Origin of the sequence: Actinoplanes sp. M2I2 (genome assembly GCF_023544445.1) — a bacterium.
GTDB lineage: Bacteria > Actinomycetota > Actinomycetes > Mycobacteriales > Micromonosporaceae > Actinoplanes.
Genome location: NZ_JALPVJ010000064.1, coordinates 1 through 890 on the forward strand (window position 1 = coordinate 1; position 890 = coordinate 890).

Genomic DNA, 890 nt, shown 5'->3' on the forward strand with positions numbered 1-890 from the left:
CTAGGTGACTGGTGTTAAACGATGACTGCTGCCGGTGTGGCAGGCATCGTTAACCCCGATATCTAGTAGTTTGCTGGGATGACGTTGGGTAAAGCGTCGCAGCAGTTGGATCTTCTTGATCCGGTCAGCCGGTTCTGCGCTGAGTCGCTGCCGGCGAACTCGATCTATGCGTTTCTGCATGAGCATCGTGACCGGTTGTTCCCGGACAGCTTGTTCTCCGATCTGTTCGCGCGGGTCGGGCGGCGGTCGGTGCCGCCGTCGGTGGTCGCGGCGGTGATGGTGCTGCAGCGGTTGGAAGGTTTGTCCGACCGGGAAGCCGTGGACAGGTTCGCGTTCGACGTCCGATGGCGATACGCCGCCGGAGTCGGTGGCTGGGACGGTGCTGCGCGGGCCGGGTTCGCGCACACGGTCCTGGTCGACATGCGGGAACGGTTGCGCCGTTCGAAGCGCCCGGACCGGATCTTCGAGGTTGCTCTCGCGGCGGCCGGGCAGGCTGGGCTGGTGGGCCGCCGCCGGGTCCTGGACTCGACACCGTTGTATGACGCGGTCGCCACGATGGACACCATCACCCTGATCCGTTCGGCGATCCGTGGTCTGCTCACCGCGGCCGGCCGGGGCCTGGCCGTTGAATTGCGGGCGGTGTTGTCCAGCGGTGACGACTACACCGCGGCCGGCAAACCGGTCGTGGACTGGGACGACAAGAGCGCCCGGGAGGCGCTGGTCGATTCGCGGGCCCGTGACGGTTACGCCCTGCTCAGCACCCTGGACGGGCGCCAGGATCTGCCTGAAGCGGTGCTTGAGGCGATCCGGTTGCTGGCCACGGTGCTGGGCCAGGACCTGCAGACCGGCGACGACGGGGTCCTGCGCATCGCCCGGAAAGTCGCCCCCGA

1 protein-coding gene is annotated in these 890 nt (G+C 67.0%); it reads left to right on the forward strand.

Translation table 11 applies throughout. The features are described 5' to 3' along the window. Positions 1 to 78: 78 nt before the first annotated feature. Positions 79 to 890 (forward strand): transposase (locus HJC40_RS44980; RefSeq protein ID WP_250010011.1); only part of this gene is annotated, 812 nt, incomplete at its 3' end.